The sequence below is a fragment of the Erwinia sp. LJJL01 genome (genome assembly GCF_047300805.2).
In the GTDB taxonomy this organism is placed as follows: Bacteria; Pseudomonadota; Gammaproteobacteria; order Enterobacterales; family Enterobacteriaceae; genus Erwinia; species Erwinia aphidicola.
In genome coordinates, this window is the sequence record NZ_CP178576.1 from 2,827,659 (window position 1) to 2,845,602 (window position 17,944).

At 56.0% G+C, this 17,944-nt stretch carries 17 protein-coding genes and 1 pseudogene; 14 read left to right on the top strand and 4 right to left on the bottom strand.

Annotated features, from left to right (window positions below; all coding sequences use genetic code 11):
* Positions 1–10: 10 nt before the first annotated feature.
* The 6 genes from aceF (at position 11) to ACLI4M_RS13980 (ending at position 5,906) form a co-directional block, all read left to right on the top strand.
* Positions 11–1,603, top strand: coding sequence for a pyruvate dehydrogenase complex dihydrolipoyllysine-residue acetyltransferase (gene aceF, locus ACLI4M_RS13955; RefSeq protein WP_133624482.1), 1,593 nt, complete (start codon positions 11–13; stop codon positions 1,601–1,603).
* Positions 1,604–1,779: 176 nt separating this feature from the next.
* The gene (lpdA, locus tag ACLI4M_RS13960; RefSeq protein WP_413449797.1) at positions 1,780–3,207 is read left to right on the top strand and encodes a dihydrolipoyl dehydrogenase; all 1,428 of its coding nucleotides are present in this window, start codon (positions 1,780–1,782) and stop codon (positions 3,205–3,207) included.
* A 129-nt stretch (positions 3,208–3,336) separates the two neighbouring features.
* Complete coding sequence (locus tag ACLI4M_RS13965) at positions 3,337–4,041, top strand: SDR family NAD(P)-dependent oxidoreductase (RefSeq protein ID WP_133624478.1); 705 nt, start codon at positions 3,337–3,339, stop codon at positions 4,039–4,041.
* 13 nt (positions 4,042–4,054) lie between these two features.
* Positions 4,055–4,729, top strand: coding sequence for an energy-coupling factor ABC transporter ATP-binding protein (locus tag ACLI4M_RS13970; RefSeq protein ID WP_048914930.1), 675 nt, complete (start codon positions 4,055–4,057; stop codon positions 4,727–4,729).
* Complete coding sequence (locus tag ACLI4M_RS13975) at positions 4,726–5,367, top strand: energy-coupling factor transporter transmembrane component T family protein (protein WP_133624476.1); 642 nt, start codon at positions 4,726–4,728, stop codon at positions 5,365–5,367. Before ACLI4M_RS13970 ends, ACLI4M_RS13975 begins: the two co-directional genes overlap by 4 nt.
* Complete coding sequence (locus ACLI4M_RS13980) at positions 5,367–5,906, top strand: biotin transporter BioY (RefSeq protein WP_133624474.1); 540 nt, start codon at positions 5,367–5,369, stop codon at positions 5,904–5,906. Before ACLI4M_RS13975 ends, ACLI4M_RS13980 begins: the two co-directional genes overlap by 1 nt.
* A gap of 54 nt (positions 5,907–5,960) precedes the next feature.
* On the opposite strand, the gene ACLI4M_RS13985 is transcribed toward ACLI4M_RS13980, so the two are convergent.
* Positions 5,961–6,947 carry a zinc-dependent alcohol dehydrogenase family protein gene (locus ACLI4M_RS13985; RefSeq protein WP_133624472.1) on the bottom strand — a complete coding sequence of 329 codons (987 nt, stop codon included), beginning with the start codon at positions 6,945–6,947 and terminating at the stop codon, positions 5,961–5,963.
* 46 nt (positions 6,948–6,993) lie between these two features.
* Between ACLI4M_RS13985 and ACLI4M_RS13990 the strand changes: the two genes are divergently transcribed.
* Genes ACLI4M_RS13990 through ACLI4M_RS14000 form a run of 3 tightly spaced genes read left to right on the top strand, consistent with a single transcriptional unit; the run spans position 6,994 to position 10,098 of the window.
* Positions 6,994–7,425 carry an acyl-CoA thioesterase gene (locus ACLI4M_RS13990; protein ID WP_413449724.1) on the top strand — a complete coding sequence of 144 codons (432 nt, stop codon included), beginning with the start codon at positions 6,994–6,996 and terminating at the stop codon, positions 7,423–7,425.
* A 5-nt stretch (positions 7,426–7,430) separates the two neighbouring features.
* A complete protein-coding gene (locus ACLI4M_RS13995; RefSeq protein WP_133624468.1) occupies positions 7,431–8,936 on the top strand; it encodes a class I adenylate-forming enzyme family protein in 1,506 nt (501 codons plus the stop codon).
* Positions 8,899–10,098 carry a thiolase family protein gene (locus tag ACLI4M_RS14000; protein ID WP_133624466.1) on the top strand — a complete coding sequence of 400 codons (1,200 nt, stop codon included), beginning with the start codon at positions 8,899–8,901 and terminating at the stop codon, positions 10,096–10,098. The genes ACLI4M_RS13995 and ACLI4M_RS14000 overlap by 38 nt, the downstream gene beginning before the upstream one ends.
* 2 nt (positions 10,099–10,100) lie before the next feature.
* On the opposite strand, the gene ACLI4M_RS14005 is transcribed toward ACLI4M_RS14000, so the two are convergent.
* On the bottom strand, positions 10,101–10,883 hold the full coding sequence (locus tag ACLI4M_RS14005; protein WP_133625119.1) for an enoyl-CoA hydratase/isomerase family protein: 783 nt from the start codon (positions 10,881–10,883) through the stop codon (positions 10,101–10,103).
* A gap of 564 nt (positions 10,884–11,447) precedes the next feature.
* Between ACLI4M_RS14005 and ACLI4M_RS14010 the strand changes: the two genes are divergently transcribed.
* The 3 genes and pseudogenes from ACLI4M_RS14010 to ACLI4M_RS14020 form a co-directional block, all read left to right on the top strand.
* The gene (locus tag ACLI4M_RS14010; RefSeq protein WP_133624464.1) at positions 11,448–11,783 is read left to right on the top strand and encodes a type II toxin-antitoxin system PrlF family antitoxin; all 336 of its coding nucleotides are present in this window, start codon (positions 11,448–11,450) and stop codon (positions 11,781–11,783) included.
* A gap of 7 nt (positions 11,784–11,790) precedes the next feature.
* Complete coding sequence (locus ACLI4M_RS14015; RefSeq protein WP_133624462.1) at positions 11,791–12,258, top strand: type II toxin-antitoxin system YhaV family toxin; 468 nt, start codon at positions 11,791–11,793, stop codon at positions 12,256–12,258.
* A gap of 646 nt (positions 12,259–12,904) precedes the next feature.
* A pseudogene (locus tag ACLI4M_RS14020) lies at positions 12,905–13,095 on the top strand (VapC toxin family PIN domain ribonuclease); the annotation flags it as partial.
* 64 nt (positions 13,096–13,159) lie between these two features.
* On the opposite strand, the gene ACLI4M_RS14025 reads toward ACLI4M_RS14020, so the two are convergent.
* Positions 13,160–13,435 carry a helix-turn-helix domain-containing protein gene (locus ACLI4M_RS14025; RefSeq protein ID WP_133624460.1) on the bottom strand — a complete coding sequence of 92 codons (276 nt, stop codon included), beginning with the start codon at positions 13,433–13,435 and terminating at the stop codon, positions 13,160–13,162.
* Between the two features lie 75 nt (positions 13,436–13,510).
* On the bottom strand, positions 13,511–14,203 hold the full coding sequence (locus tag ACLI4M_RS14030) for a helix-turn-helix transcriptional regulator (protein WP_253538463.1): 693 nt from the start codon (positions 14,201–14,203) through the stop codon (positions 13,511–13,513).
* A 150-nt stretch (positions 14,204–14,353) separates the two neighbouring features.
* Here ACLI4M_RS14030 and ACLI4M_RS14035 point away from each other — a divergent pair, with 150 nt between their 5' ends.
* Positions 14,354–14,740 (top strand): cupin domain-containing protein, encoded by a 387-nt coding sequence (locus ACLI4M_RS14035; RefSeq protein ID WP_133624457.1) that lies wholly within the window; start codon positions 14,354–14,356, stop codon positions 14,738–14,740.
* Between the two features lie 602 nt (positions 14,741–15,342).
* Positions 15,343–17,940 (top strand): bifunctional aconitate hydratase 2/2-methylisocitrate dehydratase, encoded by a 2,598-nt coding sequence (gene acnB / locus ACLI4M_RS14040; protein WP_099754541.1) that lies wholly within the window; start codon positions 15,343–15,345, stop codon positions 17,938–17,940.
* The last annotated feature ends 4 nt before the right edge of the window (positions 17,941–17,944 follow it).

The window sequence follows — 17,944 nt, forward strand, 5'->3', positions numbered from 1 at the left end:
TAAGAGAGTAATGGCTATCGAAATTAATGTACCGGACATCGGCGCGGACGAAGTTGAAGTCACCGAGATCCTGGTCAAGGTTGGCGACAAGGTTGAAGTTGAGCAGTCGCTGATTGTCGTAGAAGGCGATAAAGCCTCTATGGAAGTCCCATCTCCGCAGGCTGGCGTGGTAAAAGAGATCAAAATCTCTACCGGCGACAAAGTTGAGACTGGCAAACTGATCATGATCTTCGAAGCGGAAGGCGGTGCTGCGGCACCGGCTCCGGCCGAAGAGAAGAAAGAAGAAGCGGCCCCGGCGGCTGCGCCTGCTGCGGCCAGCGGTGCAAAAGACGTTAACGTACCGGACATCGGCGGCGACGAAGTTGAAGTCACCGAGATCATGGTTAAAGTTGGCGACAAGGTTGAAGCTGAGCAGTCGATCCTCACCGTTGAAGGCGACAAAGCCTCAATGGAAGTTCCGGCGCCGTTCGCGGGTACCGTGAAAGAGATCAAAATTGCCACCGGCGACAAAGTCAGCACCGGCTCTCTGGTGATGGTGTTCGAAGTGGAAGGCGCTGCTCCAGCCGCCGCCGCTCCGGCTGCCAAAACAGAAGATGCCCCAGCTGCGCCTAAGCAGGAAGAGAAAGCGGCCCCGGCTGCGGCGCCTGCTAAAGCGGAAGCGAAGTCTGATTTCGCAGAAAACGATGCCTACGTGCACGCCACCCCGGTGATCCGCCGTCTGGCACGCGAATTCGGTGTAAACCTGGCGAAAGTCAAAGGCACCGGACGTAAAGGCCGTATTCTGAAAGAAGACGTGCAGAGCTACGTGAAAGACGCGGTGAAACGCGCTGAAGCTCCTGCTGCCGCTGGCGGCGGTCTGCCTGGCATGCTGCCATGGCCGAAAGTGGACTTCAGCAAGTTCGGCGAAATCGAAGAAGTCGAGCTGGGCCGCATCCAGAAAATTTCTGGTGCTAACCTGAGCCGCAACTGGGTGATGATCCCACACGTGACTCACTTCGATAAAACCGACATCACCGAACTGGAAGCGTTCCGCAAGCAGCAGAACGCCGAAGCCGAGAAGCGCAAGCTGGACGTGAAGTTCACCCCGGTGGTGTTCATCATGAAAGCAGTCGCGGCTGCGCTTGAGCAGATGCCTCGCTTCAACAGCTCGCTGTCTGAAGATGGTCAGAAACTGACGCTGAAAAAATACATCAACATCGGTGTGGCGGTTGATACGCCAAACGGTCTGGTGGTTCCGGTGTTCAAAGACGTGAACAAGAAAGGCATTACCGAGCTTTCGCGTGAACTGATGGCTATCTCCAAAAAAGCGCGTGATGGCAAGCTGACCGCGGGCGAAATGCAGGGCGGTTGCTTCACCATCTCCAGCCTGGGCGGTATCGGGACAACTCACTTCGCGCCAATCGTTAACGCGCCGGAAGTGGCTATCCTGGGCGTTTCCAAGTCTGCGATGGAGCCGGTCTGGAACGGTAAAGAGTTCACGCCGCGTCTGATGATGCCGATGTCGCTCTCCTTCGACCACCGCGTCATCGACGGTGCTGACGGTGCGCGTTTCATCACCATCATCAACAATGCACTGGCCGACATTCGCCGTCTGGTGATGTAACCCTTAACAAGGCCGGCGAAAGCCGGCCTTGTCGTAAGATGTTGTAGTGATTCGTGGCACCGCGGTTTGCAGTTTATTAACAATTCTGTAAACTCTTGCGGTGAACGCGTCCCGGTGGAAGAAGGACGTTCAAATTCAAAGCCCTGACCCGCCGGACAATCAATTAAGAGGTCATGATGAGTACAGAAATTAAAACTCAGGTCGTGGTACTTGGGGCAGGTCCTGCAGGCTACTCTGCAGCCTTCCGTGCAGCGGATTTAGGTCTGGAGACCGTGATCGTTGAGCGTTACAGCACCTTGGGTGGTGTCTGTCTGAATGTCGGCTGTATCCCTTCTAAAGCCCTGCTGCACGTGGCGAAGGTGATTGAAGAAGCCAAAGCGCTGGAAGCTCACGGTATCGTCTTCGGCAAGCCGCAGACCGATGTTGATAAAATCCGCAGCTGGAAAGAGAAAGTGATCGGTCAGCTGACCGGTGGCCTGGCCGGCATGGCAAAAGGCCGTAAAGTGAACGTGGTCAACGGCCTGGGTAAATTTACCGGTGCAAATACTCTGGTTGTGGAAAATGAGAAGGGTGAAACCACCACGATCACTTTCGACAACGCAATTATCGCGGCGGGTTCCCGTCCCATTCAGCTGCCATTCATTCCGCACGAAGACCCACGCGTTTGGGACTCTACCGATGCGCTGGAGCTGAAAGAAGTGCCAGAGCGTCTGCTGGTCATGGGCGGCGGTATCATCGGTCTGGAGATGGGCACCGTGTATCACGCGCTCGGCTCACAGATTGACGTGGTAGAAATGTTTGATCAGGTGATCCCGGCTGCCGACAAAGACGTGGTGAAAGTCTTCACTAAGCGTATCGGTAAGCAGTTCAACCTGATGCTGGAAACCAAAGTCACCGCGGTAGAAGCGAAAGAAGACGGCATCTACGTGACCATGGAAGGCAAAAAAGCCCCTGCAGAACCACAGCGTTACGACGCGGTGCTGGTGGCGATTGGCCGCGTACCGAACGGTAAAGGTCTGGATGCTGGCAAAGCGGGCGTGGAAGTGGACGACCGTGGTTTCATCCGCGTCGACAAGCAGATGCGTACCAACGTGCCGCACATCTTTGCTATCGGCGACATCGTCGGTCAGCCAATGCTGGCACACAAAGGCGTGCATGAAGGCCACGTGGCGGCAGAAGTGATTTCTGGTAAGAAACACTACTTCGACCCGAAAGTGATCCCATCGATTGCTTACACTGAGCCAGAAGTTGCCTGGGTCGGTCTGACCGAGAAAGAAGCGAAAGAGAAAGGCATCAGCTATGAAACCGCCACCTTCCCGTGGGCAGCTTCAGGCCGTGCTATCGCTTCCGATTGTGCAAACGGCATGACCAAACTGATCTTCGACAAAGAGACTCACCGCGTGATCGGTGGTGCGATTGTCGGCACCAACGGCGGCGAGCTGCTGGGTGAAATCGGTCTGGCTATCGAGATGGGTTGTGACGCTGAAGATCTGGCGCTGACCATCCACGCTCACCCAACCCTGCACGAATCGGTTGGTCTGGCGGCGGAAATCTTCGAAGGCAGCATCACCGACCTGCCAAACCCGAAAGCGAAAAAGAAATAATTCGCTGACGCGTTAGAAACGGCTCCTGCGGGAGCCGTTTTGCTTACTGTACCCCGCTAAAAATCCGCGCAGGGCGACGAAAATTCGCGTATCTTTGCAGGCAATTTCTGCCCAGCTAAAAGGCGTGTTGTGCTAAACAAAGTCGCACTGATTACCGGTGCCTCCCGCGGTATCGGTCACCATCTTGCCCGCCATTTCTATGAGCAGGGCTATCATCTGATTCTACTGGCGCGTGATGCGCAGGCGCTGGCAAGCTTTGCCGCTACGCGCGACCCCGCACGTTTACAGACGCTGGCGCTCGACGTCTGTGACTATCCTGCCGTTGCACAGCAGGTGCAGCAGGCACTCAGCCAGCATCCGCAGCTGGACGTGCTGATCAACGCCGCCGGGATTTTCCGCGCCGGGTCGACCTGCACCCCGGTCGATGACTTCAGCGCGATGCTGGCCACCAACGTCACCGCCATTCATCACCTGTGCCAGCTCTGTACGCCGTGGCTGCTGCGTGCGCCGGACGCGCGCATCTTTAATCTGGCTTCGGTCAGCGGCGTGCAGCCTTACGGCAGCGTCGCCAGCTATGCCGCCAGCAAACATGCACTGGTCGGCTACAGCCGCTCGATTGCCCGCGAGCTGGGCGCACAGGGGATTAAAGTCACCACCCTGTGCCCGGACGTGGTGGATACCGATATGGCGCAGGGTTCAGGACTGACACCGGACGAGATGCTGAGCAGCGAAGATATCTGCCGCGCCGTCGATTTCGTTGTGTCGCTGTCGCCTGCCGCGGTGGTCGAGCAGCTGACCATTGGCCGCCAGTATCGCCCGCGCAAACCCGCCTGAGCCAGGAGACTTCATGCTGGAACTGAAAGGGGTATCGCACGCTTACGGTGAGCGCACGGTACTCGACAATATCAATCTGCAGCTGACGGAAAAACGCATCGGCATCGTCGGCAGCAACGGCTGCGGTAAAAGCACCTTTGTCCGCCTGCTGAATGGCCTGCTGCTGCCGAAGCAGGGCGAAGTGCTGGTCGACGGCCTCAACACCCGTCAGCACGGTAAAGCGGTGCGGCGCAAAGTCGGCTTTGTTTTCCAGAACCCGGATAATCAGATTGTTTTTCCGGTGGTGGAGGAAGATCTCGCCTTCGGGATGAAAAATCTTGGCCTGTCGAAGGCGGTGATCCGCGAGCGCAGCGATGCCGCACTGGCGCGCTACGATATGCAGGCGTTTCGCCAGCATCCGGCGCACCTGCTGAGCGGCGGTCAGAAACAGCTGCTGGCGATCTCCGGCGTGCTGGTGATGGCGCCGGAGTACATCGTGTTTGATGAGCCGACCACGCTGCTGGATCTACGCAACAAGCGCCGGATTGCCCAGGCGATTGCCGACCTCGAGCAGACCGCTATTGTGGTCTCGCACGATCTGGAGTTTTTGCAGGATTTCGAGCGCGTGCTGGTGTTCGATCACGGCAAAGTGGTGATTGACGATGTGCCCGCCGTGGCGCTGAAAGAGTACGTCAGGATGATGTCATGACGCTGAGCGACTATATTCCGGGTCATTCCCCGCTGCACCGTTTGCCGCCGGGCATCAAGATCCTCACGCTGGCGATCCTCGGCACGCTGCTGTTTGTCTTCCCGCGCCTGGATGCGACGCTTGGCGCGCTGCTGGTGGTGATGCTGCTCTATCCGCTGGCACGCATCAGCCTGCGTATTATGCTGCTGCAGCTGAAGCCGCTGCTGTGGGTGCTGGTGCTGCTGTTTTCCGTCCAGTGGTGGATGGTCAGCTGGCAGTCCGGGGTGCTGGTGATTGCCCGCCTGGCGGCGCTGATGCTGATGGCGGCGCTGGTGACGCTCACCACCCGCACTTCAGAGATGATCGACGCGCTGGAGAAAGGGCTGTTCTGGCTGCGCTTCCTGCGCATCAACCCGGCCAAAGTCAGCCTGGCGCTGTCGCTGGCGCTGCGTTTTATTCCGGTGCTGGCGGGGATCACCGCCGAAGTGCGCGAAGCGCAAAAGGCGCGCGGGCTGGATCGCAGCGTGCTGGCGGTGGCGATCCCGGTGATTGTGCGTACCCTGAAGATGGCCGATGATATTGCCGCCGCGCTGGAAGCCCGCGCCTGGGACCCCCAGCTGCGCCGTGAGCGCAGCGATGCTGAAAAAGTGAGAGAGTAATGTCGACCCGAGATATTGTGTATATCGCGCTGTTTGCCGCGATCACCGCCGCGCTGGGCCTGTTCCCGGCCTTCAGCCTGCCGGTGATTGCGGTACCGATCACCGCCCAGACGCTAGGCCCGATGCTGGCCGGAGCGATTGCCGGGGCGAAACGCGGTGCGCTGGCGCTGGTGCTGTTTGTGCTGCTGGTGGCAATTGGCCTGCCGCTGCTGGCCGGCGGGCGGGGGGGCTTGGGGATTTTCCTTGGCCCCAGCGGTGGATTTATCCTCGCGTGGCCGCTGGCGGCACTGCTGATTGGCTGGCTGTATCAGCGTAATTTGCGATCGCTAACGCTGGTGAAAGAGCTGCTGTTCCTGACGCTGGGCGGCGTGGTGCTGATCTACTCGGCGGGTATTCCGTGGATAGCGCTGGTGGCGGGGCTGCCGCTTAAGCAGGCGGCGCTGGGTTCTCTCGGCTTCCTGCCGGGGGATATCGTTAAAGTGGTGCTGGCGGTGCTGATTGTGCGCGCCGTGCGCCGGGCCTATCCGACCCTGGAATAAGCCCGACACCTGCGTAGGGGCCGACCCTCTTGTTCGGTCGGCCCGTTTCTGACGCTACATGCGCAATAAAATCTTGCCCTGCAACTCCCCCGACTGCACCGCTTTTACCGCTTGATCAATCTCTTCCAGCGCGAACTCCGCCACAATGTCGGTGGCGATCACCCCGTCGCGGATAAACGCCATCACCTCGTTGATCCGGCGCTGCACCAGCGCTTTCTCATGGTTATGCACCCACAGGCGCAGATGGAAATTGGAAAAGCGAATGTCCGGGCGACTGCGCCAGAACGCAGGGGGAATGGGCTGGCCGGAGAGCAGGCCGTAATGGATAAACTGCCCGCCGGGTGCCAGCGCCTGCGCCAGCGTCAGCGACTCGTCGCCGCCAATGCAGTCGAGGATCGCCGCCGCGCCGCCGCTGCGGGCAATGGCCGCCAGCCTCTGCGCATAATCCGCCGCGCTGCTGTTGATCGCCTGCTCAGTGGCACAGCCCGCGAACAGCCCGAGGTTCTGCGCCCGGCGTACGATAACAATCGGCTCCAGCCCCATATGGTTGGCGATGCGGATCAGCATTTTGCCAATCGCGGAGTTGGCGGCGTTAATGATGATGCGCATCCCCGGGGTAAACTGCAGCTCCTCGGTCAGCATCAGCAGCGCGGTCATCGGGTTGACGTAGCTGGTCGCCGCCTGCTGGTCAGTGACGTAGTCCGGCAGGGTGAAGCACCACTGCGGCTCGCTCTCTTTAAAGGTCTGCCACGCGCCCATACTGCCGACCGGCAGCACGCGCTGACCGACGACCAGCCCGTCGTCATGGCTCTCACAGACAGTGCCGGTGCCTTCAAACCCCGGCACGAACGGCAGGGCGATGCGTGAACGGTATGCACCGGAAATGGTAATAATATCGGAGGGATTAATCGTGGCGTAGCGCATTCTGACCCGCACGCTGCCCGCCGCTAACGGGGCTAATGCGCACTGCTCCAGCTGCACAACGTCGCTGATGTTGCCGAACTCCCGGACCACCGCTCTGGTGAATAAAGTCTCTTTCATGGTATATTTTCTTCAGTGTTGTCCGGTTTACAGGTTAATGATTTTTATGCAGGATCAGTATAATAGCGAAACATTTCGCGTATCAATGCGCGACATTGATTTCAACGGCCACGTGCATAATTCCGTCTATCTGGACTACTGCGAAGACGCGGTAGTGAATGCTTTTCGCCGTGCGGATATTCTGCCGCTGTTTCGCCCCGACAGTGCGGGCGTGGTGTATCACGTTAAAAAATGCGAAGCCACTTTTCTGCATCCGCTGTCGGTGGATGATGTGGTAGCGCCGCAGGTGGCGATTGAGCAGCTCGGCAACAGCAGCCTGACGTTTAGCATCCAGCTGATGCTGCAGGGGAAAAACATTCCCGCCGCGCTCGGCAAGTTAGTCTGGGTCTGCGTCGATCTCACCGACCATAAACCCTGCCGCATTCCCGATGAAACGCGCCAGGCGTTAACCCGCTATTTCCCCGTCAGCGAGGCCTGAGGCAGATGCCGGTCCACGACAGGGTTAAGCTGCACGCGAACAACACCCCGAATAAAACCGCCGTCAGCATCGACGGCCAGACGCTGAGCTGGCAGCAGCTGTGGCAGCGCGGCCTCGCACTGTATCAGCATCTGCGCCAGCAGCCGAATGCATCCGGCACTGTGGCGATTGCCACCGGTAACCACCTTGCTTTTCCCGTCGCCTGGCTTGCCGCCACCGCGCATCCCTACACCGCCGCGATTATCGACCCGCAGGCTCCGCTTGAGCAGCTGCGCGATATGCTGAGCCGCCTGGCGCCCGGCCTGCTGCTGCTGAAACAGCAGGACCATCAGCTGATCGCCGTGGCGGAGCAGCTTGCGATCCGCTGGCTGGCGGTGGACGGCTGGCAGCCAGCCGACCCACTGCGGGAGGAGGGAGAGTTTTGTGCCCAGATGCAGGCGCCAACGCCGTTTCTGATCAACTTCACCTCCGGCACCACCAGCCTGCCAAAAGCCTTTATCCGCTCGCGCCGCTCGTGGCGCTGCAGCTTTGAAAACGGCGAGGCGATTTTCCAGCTGGCCGCAGCGCCGTCAACCCTTTTTCCCGGCCCGCTATCGCACGGCATTGGCCTCTACTGCCTGAACGAGACGCTGTATGCCGGGGGCACCTTTTACAGCCTCGGGCAGTGGCAGCCTGCGGCGGCGCTGGCCCTGATCGCTGCGGAAAAAATTGCGCGCATCGTGCTGGTGCCGACGATGATCGCCGGTTTCGCCCGCGTCAGCGCCGGGGCAGAATTCCCCGAGCTGCGCAGCCTGCTGAGCGCCGGGGCCAAGCTGGAGCTAAACCACTATCGCCAGGCGCGCGCGCTGTTTCCGGCGGCGCGCATGCAGGAGTATTACGGCGCTTCCGAGCTGGGATTTATTGCGGTCTCGACGCTGGATGACGACAACATCAGCGACTCGCTGGCCAACGTCGGGTCTGCTTTTCCCGGCACCGAAATCACCATCCGTGATGACGACGGTAAATTACTGCCCGCCGGCCAGCCCGGCACCATCTGGCTCAGCAGCGAGCAGCTGATCGAAGGGTATTTATGGGGCGATGACGGCACTGCTTTTGTAAAGCAGGGTCATATGGCGACGGTGGCCGATATCGGTTATCTCGACCAGCGTCAGCGCTTAACGGTGATTGGCCGCCGGGGAAATATGATCCTCAGCGGCGGCAATAACATCTATCTCTCCGAAATCGAGTCGGTGATTAAATCGCTGCCGGGAATGATTGAAGCGGTGGTGATCGCCGTTGATGATGACTACCTCGGCAAAAAGCTGGTAGCGGTTGTTGAAGCCGATGACGACGCCTGCCGCCAGCTGGCAGTCAAGTGCCGCGAGCTTCTGGCAAAATATAAGCGCCCGCGCCACTATTACCGCATTAGCCGCTGGCCGCTGACGCCAAGCGGCAAGATAAAACGTAACGAGCTGGAAAAGAGGATTGCAGGCCATGCCGCAGAGCTTACTGAACTATCAGCCGCCGAGTGACAGCCAGCCGGTGATTGTCGCCGCCTGCCGCACGCCGGTAGGCAGAGCTTATGGCGCACTGGCCAGCCTGCCAATGGAAGCGCTGCTGGCACCGCTGTTTACCCATCTTCTGGCGACGCTGCCGGAAAATTTCAGCGCCATCGACGAGGTGATTATCGGCAATGCTACCGGCGGCGGTGGCAACATTGCCCGCCTGGCGGCGCTGGCGGCAGGGCTTCCGCTGGCGGTTCCGGCGGTAACGGTTGACCGCCAGTGCGGCTCGGGGCTGGAGGCGGTGATCAACGCCTGCCGTCTGGTGCAGGCGCAGGCCGGGGAGTGCTACCTGGCCGGTGGCGTTGAGAGCGTCAGCAGCGCGCCGTGGCGGGTGGAGAAACCCGGCTCTCTGAAGCAGATGCCGCGCTTTTATGGCCGTGCGCGCTTCTCGCCGGAGGAGGTGGGAGACCCTGAAATGGGCATCGCCGCCGAAAATGTCGCGCAGCACTGCGGCATCGGCCGCCAGCGCCAGGACCAGTTTGCCCTGCGCAGCCATCAGCGCGCCATCGCCGCGCAGCAGCAGGGCGCGTTTGCCGCCGAAATCGTGGCGCTCAGCGTGAACGGCCAGCAGATTGCCAGCGATGAGTGCCCGCGCCCCGGTACCTCCCTTGAACGACTGGCGGCACTTCCTCCGGTTTTCGCCGCCAACGGCACGGTGACCGCAGGCAACTGCTGCCCGCTAAATGACGGCGCTTCGCTGCTGCTGGTGATGAGCCGCCGCAAAGCGCGCGAGTGCGGTTTTAGCGAGGGGCTGCTATTTGCCGATGCCTGTAGTGCGGGCGTTGACCCGAACCTGCTGGGCCTCGGCCCGGTGCCCGCCACGCAAAAGCTACTGGCGCGCCAGCCGCAGCTGACGCTGGATGCTATACCCGTGATTGAGTTTAACGAGGCTTTCGCCGCGCAGGTGCTGGGTTCGGTGGACGCGCTGGGCATTGATGAGCAGCGCATTAATTTGCAGGGCGGGGCGATCGCTCTCGGCCACCCTTACGGCGCTTCCGGTGCCATTATGGTGACGCGCCTGTTCAACCAGCTGGTCGGCAAACAGCAGGGGAGTGGCTACGGGCTGGCGATGCTCGGCATCGCCGGAGGATTAGGGCTAAGCGCGCTGTTTCAGGCGGTGCGGCTGTAATCCTACTTTCCGCGCCACTGCGGGGCGCGCCGCTCAGCAAAGGCGTGCAGGCCTTCCTGATAGTCGAGGCTGCTTTGCAGCTGCTGTAACTCTTCAGCGCTGCGCTGGCGCAGATCCTCAGCGAGAGTCTCTCTCAATAGCGCGTTGCAGGCCTGAACCGCCAGCGGCGCGTTGCGGTTTAGGCGGGCCGCTAGCGCCAGCGCGCTCTCCATCAGCTCTTCCGCCTCCGCCAGCTGATAAAACAGCCCCAGCGCCAGCGCCCGCTGTGCGTCCATCGGTTCGCCGATCAGCAGCATCTCACGCGCCACGCTGGCAGGCAGCCGCGTGGCCAGCTGGCCGATCGCGCCCCCGAGCGGCAGCAGCCCGTGCTTCACTTCCGGCAGTGCGATTTTCACCTGCGGCGCCGCGATAATAAAATCGCACTCCAGCGCCAGCTCCAGCCCGCCGCCGAAGGCATGACCGTTAAGCGCGGCAATCCAGATTTTGCGCCGCGGCAGGTGCTGCAACGGGTTATAGCCACCGTGAGAGTTCATCAGCCCTTTGCCGCCATCGGTGAATGCCTCCTGCAAATCGGCACCCCCGCAGAATACCGTACCGCTGCCGGTGAGGATCACCGTGCGGATATCCGGCTGCTGCTCGCACCAGCTCAGGCACTCTTCCAGCTCGGCGACCATCACCGCGTTGTAGGCATTGCTGGCGGCGGGGCGGTTAAGCGTCAGGCGCGCCACGTGGGCAATCGGGCGGTCGCAGCGCACCAGCTGCGTGTTCGGTTGTTGGCTATTCATCATGGCTTACCGTGACTGTCTGAGGGCGAAGAGTGTAGCTTTATGCCTATCCATTTATTTAGCAAGCTTACGACGCGCGAGTTCGTGAGGTTAAAGTTTTAAAGCAAAAAGATCCTTCTGCTGAAAAAAGCTAAGTATTTACAGTCGAGGGTAGGGTCGAGGCATGCCTCGACCTGGTGTTTAGAGGCTTATCTCATCCACTGTCACTCTTAATGATCTGTACGTTATTGAAAACCGCACGCCCCTCTTTTTTGTCACCTCGATAACCTTTTGATTTAAACGATCTAATCGAACAGCTTTAAAAAAGGGTTTTTTACCAGGAGTGCGGCAATTGAATAATGTTTATAACGAGTTAGAGTGGTTTGTTAGCCGTTCACTGCCGAGCAGGCAGCTTAGAAAATCATGCACGTGAATTTTCAGCTGTGCAGGGGGGATCAACTGCTGGATGAAACGTTGTCAAAGTATCCCCTTCACACCAGTAATCATTAAATAATGCAATTGCATTAATTTAACCCGCGTCGTATAATTTGCTCAGAAGTTAATCAGATTTTTAAGGTGAGAAATATGAGTGCTAACGCGCGTCCCGATACTGCTCTGACTGTCGATTCAAAAGTGACGGCCCGCTGTCAAACGACAATACCAGCACCGGTACGTGAAGCGCTGAAGCTTCGGCCGGGCAAAGACCATATTCAGTATGAGATCCTTTCCGGTGGGAAAGTACTACTGAGCCGTCAAGAAATAGCGCAAGAAGATGATGTCATGGACGCATTCCTACATTTTCTCGCTGCTGACATCAAAAGTGCTCCTCAGAATGTTCAACCTTTCGACATGTCGCGAGGCCGCGAACTGGTTGCTGGCATGAACGTTAACATTGACGATGATATCTGCGACGAGGACTGATGGGCTAATGGACAAAGGATTGCCGGAAGAAGTTAATGGGTGGAAAATTTATGCGCATCCATGTTTTAAGCAAGCCTACGACGCGCTAGTTAGCGAGGTTGAGGTTTTAAAGCAAAAAGATCCTCAAGGATACCAGAAGAAAGCATCAGCAAAGCTCCTGGCCGTTGTCCATAAAGTTATTGAGGAAGGAATTGCTGTCGACCCTTCTGCTGCAGCGTATCGTCAGGGGACTACCCTGGGGAGCAATTTTAAGGATTGGTCCAGGGCGAAGTTTGGTAATGCACGTTATCGATTATTTTTTCGCTACAGCTCAGCGGAAAAGGTGATAATCCTGGCGTGGATGAACGACAGTAGTACCCTTCGCACCTATGACAGCAAAACCGATTCTTACAGGGTTTTCGAAAAAATGCTTAGAAAAGGGAAACCGCCGAAGGATTGGGGGCAGCTCTTTCATGAATCGAAGAAAAATAAATAAAAATCCGTATTAATACAGCTTCATATCCCGCATAGAATTTTATTCCCGCGCTAGCGTGGGATAGAAGTTCCTGCCTGGAGCCGCAGACAGCGCTAACCAGTTATTCCCGACAGTCAAATTAGGCATGTATGTAAAGTCAGCCGGGTTGATGGCGGTGTTTAATGTCATAGAGCTTGTTCCGAAATCCGCTGAAAAAAAAGCTTAAAGTATTTACCGTCCAGTGTAGGGTCGAGGCATGCCTCGACCTGGTGTTTAGATGCTTATCTCATCCACTGTCACTCTTAATGTTCTGTACGTTATTGAAAACCGCGCGAACCTCTTTTTTGTCACCTCGATAACTTTTTGATTTTAAACGACCTAATCGAACGGCTTTAAAAAAGGGTTTTTACCAAGCGTGCAGCAATTGAATAATGTTTATAACGAGTTAGAGTGGTTTGTTAACCGTTCACTGCCGAGCAGGCAGCTTAGAAAACCACAACGCAGCACAGTAGTCGCCAGGCTTAGTTCACTGCCGTACAGGCAGCTTAGAAAAGTTAAAACGTAGCCAGCAGCTGTGGCTGGACGTTCACTGCCGAGCAGGCAGCTTAGAAAATTCTGTCGTAGAGTCTGCAGTTCACTGCCGTACAGGCAGCTTAGAAAACAGAGTTGCTCCCGCCTGGATGCATACTGCACTGGCATCGAAGGGCGGTTGATGTCACCACAGATATTAAGATGCTAGTGAGTACCGCCGGTACGCCGATTGATCCTAACGATACGGCCATTGCCGTCGGTGCTATTCTGGTGACTAATAACATGCGGGAGTTTAAGCGAGTGCCAGGCATTAAGTTGGAGGACTGATAAAAATAATTTTAGCAATAATGAGCTTTGCGCATTGATGGAAAAACGTATGCTGAAAACACTGCTAATATACTTTTCTTAATATTCTTTTGACTGGTTTTTCGTCATCATAATACCGCGATGGCCAGATTTTTTCTGGCGGAATCCCGATTTTCATAGCAATAATTAACTCACCCTTCAGCCATGGTTTTGATAAAGCATTTGCCAGCGTTCCGGATGATAAACCGTACTCGCGAGATAACTGTGCTAAAGAATAGCCTTTCATTCTGAGTGCGCACTGGATCTGCGCCCTGTGCCAGTCTGGAGCGTTAATGCTAGTTTTGGTTTTATTTCGATTCATGATCTCAACCTTTTTTCTTTGGGTTTATTAGATTTTATGTTTTTCATGTAATCATGTGTTAGAAGGTTTTTTGGTTCATTTCCCCACTTTTGATTCAGGCTTTTGAAAGAAATTCTGTGGGATGTAACTGTTGAAATTATGCTGAAAGCAGTAGTCCAGGAATGCGCGCTTATTATTTACATTGGCTTTGCTATGGATGACCCGCATTCTGTTTTCTATGGTTCTTTTGGACAGACATAGTTTGTTTGATATCTCTTTACCTGTAAAACCATGGATGACATAAAAAATCAAATCCCATTCACTGGTTGTAAACAGCTCTGATGGGGGAGTAAATACGAGCGATGTTGGGATTTGAATGCTTTCAAGACTGGTTAACACCAGTGCATCTACGGGGCGGCCATGAAAAATAGTCCCACAGCACAATCCCACATCATCAAACAAGGGATATTTGTCAAAATACCAGGGTTGCAGCCAGTCATGTTTTTCAAATGGATGAATTTCTATCGATGTGACGCGATCCTGCATTGCTTCAACTTTACGGTCATGCGCCTGGAATTGTTCCTGAAAGCGCGCTGTTGATGCCGGCAATTCGCCATCCAGTCTTCCAGACACGTCGTAGCCTGCAGGCAGCCCCAGTAATCTGCAATAAGCACCATTTGCATAGATAAACGTTGATGTGGCATCTTTCGCTCCCCATGGTTCCTGGCTAACCTCCCAGAATCTAATCATATTATTGATGCTGGTTCTCAGTTTGAACATGTCTTTCATTCTGTTTTCCTTGTAGTAATGCATCCATTTTAATGAAGCGTAATTATTTTCTTTTACATGTTTGTATTATGAGTGTAGGTAATTAGATTGTTTGTAGTGCCGATTTTATAGGGTAAAAGTTACTCTAAATTGTAAACAAAGGAGCCAAACGTGATTTCAATATCAGATTTTAATATTGAACGTGCAGAAAAGGATCAGCTGGCAGGGATTTCAATCACTGAGATGGTCATTAAGAACGGGCTATGTGCCTACGGCACCTCGCTGGCCAAAGGAAAACGGGTGACGTGCCACAGTCATGGCGAAGGGGAAGAGTGGTATATTATCCTGTCAGGCAGGGGGACGATTTGGACGGGGGACAGTGACAATGATACGGTGAAAAATACCCGTTCGGATCCGATAAAGTCAGGTTCGGTATTTTGCATATATCCAGGTACTGCGCATCAGCTGATAGCGCTCACCGACATGGAATTTATCTTTTTGTGCCCGCCTACACATATCACCACCGATAGAACCTTTTTTGACGATATAGCCAGCTGAGTAAATTCACGGGGCGGCGAAATGCTGCCCACCGCGCGCATTCAGCAATTGAATCATGTTTATAACGGGTTAGAGTAGTTTGCTAAAGGTTCACTGCCCGGCATGCAGCTTAGAAAATTCCGCTAGAAAGTTCTCATTTATTGCCGCGCAGGTAGCTTAAAAAATTCATTGATATATTGATATAAGGCGTGATTGAAAGGAACGTTTAAAAGTGCACCTTCAGCCTGATCGCCCCTGACTAACCCATTAATCCCACCCCATAAGTTATCAAACCCATCTGATAAATAAGCTGAAATTATTTCCACAGGCTCTGATGGGAGATGACTGTGCGGGAGATATGCGGTTTTTTAATCGCTGTCGCAGTGTGATTGCCAAAACAAGCCTGAAAAGGTAGTGAAAAGCGCTGCAAAAGGCCGTTTACTGCCGCGTGAATCAGCAGCAAGCTGATGTTGCTTTTTTGTAAACAGATTAACATGCAGGCCGAATCCTGCTATGCTGCCACTCGCGAAACCGGGCACCTTACCCTACACACGGATTGTTTTCACTTCGCGGTGACTTAGGTAGCCCGGGATGCCAAATACAATGAGAGTGAGGAGAACGTCGTGCTAGAAGAATACCGTAAGCACGTTGCCGAGCGTGCTGCCCAGGGGATTGTTCCTAAACCGTTAGATGCTTCCCAAATGGCCGCGCTGGTTGAACTGCTAAAAGCCCCTCCAGCGGGTGAAGAAGAGTTTCTGTTAGACCTGTTAATTAACCGAGTGCCGCCGGGCGTAGATGAAGCGGCGTATGTCAAAGCCGGTTTCCTGGCTGCTGTCGCGAAAGGCGAAGCGACTTCTCCTCTGGTTACTCCTGAAAAAGCCGTTGAGCTGCTGGGCACCATGCAGGGCGGTTATAACATCCATGCGCTGATCGAAGCGCTTGACGATGAAAAGCTGGCGCCAATTGCCGCTGAAGCCCTGTCCCACACGCTGCTGATGTTCGACAACTTCTATGACGTTGAAGAAAAATCCAAAGCGGGCAACCCTCACGCGAAGAAAATTATTCAGTCCTGGGCTGACGCCGAGTGGTTCCTGAAGCGTCCGAAACTGGCAGAAAAAATCACCGTAACCGTGTTCAAAGTGACCGGCGAAACCAATACCGACGACCTCTCTCCGGCGCCGGATGCCTGGTCGCGCCCGGATATTCCACTGCACGCGTTAGCGATGTTGAAAAACGCCCGCGAAGGCATCGAACCCGATGATGCCGGTAACGTTGGCCCGATCAAACAGATTGAAGCCCTGCAGCAAAAAGGCTTCCCGCTGACTTACGTAGGTGACGTGGTCGGTACCGGTTCTTCACGTAAATCCGCCACCAACTCGGTGCTGTGGTTTATGGGCGACGATATCCCTTACGTGCCAAACAAGAAGGGCGGCGGTGTCTGCCTCGGCGGTAAAATCGCGCCGATCTTCTTCAACACCATGGAAGATGCCGGCGCACTGCCGATCGAAGTGGACGTTGACCGTCTGAATATGGGCGATGTGATCGACATCTATCCCTACAAAGGCGAAGTGCGTCATCACGAAACCGGTGAAGTGCTGGCTAATTTCGAACTGAAAACCAACGTGCTGCTGGATGAAGTGCGTGCGGGTGGCCGTATTCCACTGATTATCGGCCGTGGCCTGACCACCAAAGCGCGTGAATCTCTCGGTCTGCCGCACAGCGACGTGTTTGAGCAGGCGAAAGACGTGGCGGCCAGCACCCGTGGCTTCTCCCTGGCGCAGAAAATGGTTGGCCGCGCCTGTGGCGTTGACGGCGTGCGCCCTGGTGCTTACTGCGAACCGAAAATGACCTCGGTTGGCTCGCAGGATACCACCGGTCCAATGACCCGTGATGAGCTGAAAGATCTTGCCTGCCTGGGCTTCTCTGCGGACCTGGTGATGCAGTCCTTCTGCCACACCGCGGCCTATCCGAAGCCGGTGGACGTGACCACGCACCATACTCTGCCTGACTTCATTATGAACCGTGGTGGCGTATCGCTGCGCCCTGGCGACGGCATTATCCACAGCTGGCTGAACCGTATGCTGCTGCCGGATACCGTCGGTACTGGCGGTGACTCGCACACCCGTTTCCCGATCGGCATCTCCTTCCCGGCGGGTTCTGGCCTGGTGGCGTTTGCTGCGGCAACCGGCGTTATGCCGCTGGATATGCCAGAGTCGGTGCTGGTGCGCTTCAAAGGCAAAATGCAGCCTGGCATCACCCTGCGCGATCTGGTACACGCGATCCCGCTGTATGCGATCAAAGCTGGCCTGCTGACCGTTGAGAAGAAAGGTAAGAAAAACATCTTCTCTGGCCGCATCCTCGAAATTGAAGGTCTGCCTGACCTGAAAGTTGAGCAGGCATTCGAACTGTCCGATGCTTCGGCAGAGCGCTCTGCAGCGGGCTGTAGCATCAAGCTGGGCAAAGACCCGATCATCGAGTATCTCAACTCGAACATCGTGCTGCTGAAGTGGATGATCTCTGAAGGTTACGGCGACCGTCGTACCATCGAGCGCCGTATCCAGGGCATGGAGAAATGGCTTGCGGATCCTCAGCTGATGGAAGGCGATGCTGACGCGGAATACGCGGCAGTCATCGAAATCGATCTGGCCGACATCAAAGAGCCAATTCTCTGTGCGCCAAACGACCCGGACGATGCCCGCCTGCTGTCCGACGTGCAGGGCACCAAGATTGACGAAGTGTTTATTGGCTCCTGCATGACCAACATCGGTCACTTCCGTGCGGCTGGTAAGCTGCTGGATGCGCACAAAGGCCAGCTGCCAACCCGTCTGTGGGTGGCTCCGCCAACCAAGATGGACGCGGCGCAGCTGACTGAAGAGGGCTACTACAGCGTGTTCGGTAAGAGCGGTGCGCGCATCGAGATCCCCGGCTGTTCCCTGTGCATGGGTAACCAGGCGCGTGTGGCAGATGGCGCAACGGTGGTGTCGACCTCCACGCGTAACTTCCCGAACCGTCTGGGTACCGGTGCCAACGTCTTCCTGGCGTCTGCCGAGCTGTCTGCGGTAGCGTCTCTGCTGGGCAAACTGCCAACGCCGGAAGAGTACCTGAAGTTCATGGACCAGGTGGACAAAACCGCGGTGGATACCTACCGTTACCTGAACTTTGACCAGCTGAGCCAGTACACCGACAAAGCTGACGGCGTGATTTTCCAGACTGCGGTTTAACCCC

Coding starts and splice junctions, on each gene's coding strand:
- aceF (WP_133624482.1), top strand. CDS start 11: ATGGCTATCGAAATTAATGTACCGGACATCGGCGCGGACGAAGTTGAA.
- ACLI4M_RS14025 (WP_133624460.1), bottom strand. CDS start 13,435: ATGAATCGAAATAAAACCAAAACTAGCATTAACGCTCCAGACTGGCAC.
- ACLI4M_RS14015 (WP_133624462.1), top strand. CDS start 11,791: ATGGACAAAGGATTGCCGGAAGAAGTTAATGGGTGGAAAATTTATGCG.
- ACLI4M_RS14000 (WP_133624466.1), top strand. CDS start 8,899: ATGCCGCAGAGCTTACTGAACTATCAGCCGCCGAGTGACAGCCAGCCG.
- lpdA (WP_413449797.1), top strand. CDS start 1,780: ATGAGTACAGAAATTAAAACTCAGGTCGTGGTACTTGGGGCAGGTCCT.
- ACLI4M_RS13990 (WP_413449724.1), top strand. CDS start 6,994: ATGCAGGATCAGTATAATAGCGAAACATTTCGCGTATCAATGCGCGAC.
- ACLI4M_RS13970 (WP_048914930.1), top strand. CDS start 4,055: ATGCTGGAACTGAAAGGGGTATCGCACGCTTACGGTGAGCGCACGGTA.
- ACLI4M_RS13985 (WP_133624472.1), bottom strand. CDS start 6,947: ATGAAAGAGACTTTATTCACCAGAGCGGTGGTCCGGGAGTTCGGCAAC.
- ACLI4M_RS14010 (WP_133624464.1), top strand. CDS start 11,448: ATGAGTGCTAACGCGCGTCCCGATACTGCTCTGACTGTCGATTCAAAA.
- ACLI4M_RS13975 (WP_133624476.1), top strand. CDS start 4,726: ATGACGCTGAGCGACTATATTCCGGGTCATTCCCCGCTGCACCGTTTG.
- ACLI4M_RS14005 (WP_133625119.1), bottom strand. CDS start 10,883: ATGAATAGCCAACAACCGAACACGCAGCTGGTGCGCTGCGACCGCCCG.
- ACLI4M_RS13995 (WP_133624468.1), top strand. CDS start 7,431: ATGCCGGTCCACGACAGGGTTAAGCTGCACGCGAACAACACCCCGAAT.
- ACLI4M_RS14030 (WP_253538463.1), bottom strand. CDS start 14,203: ATGAAAGACATGTTCAAACTGAGAACCAGCATCAATAATATGATTAGA.
- ACLI4M_RS13980 (WP_133624474.1), top strand. CDS start 5,367: ATGTCGACCCGAGATATTGTGTATATCGCGCTGTTTGCCGCGATCACC.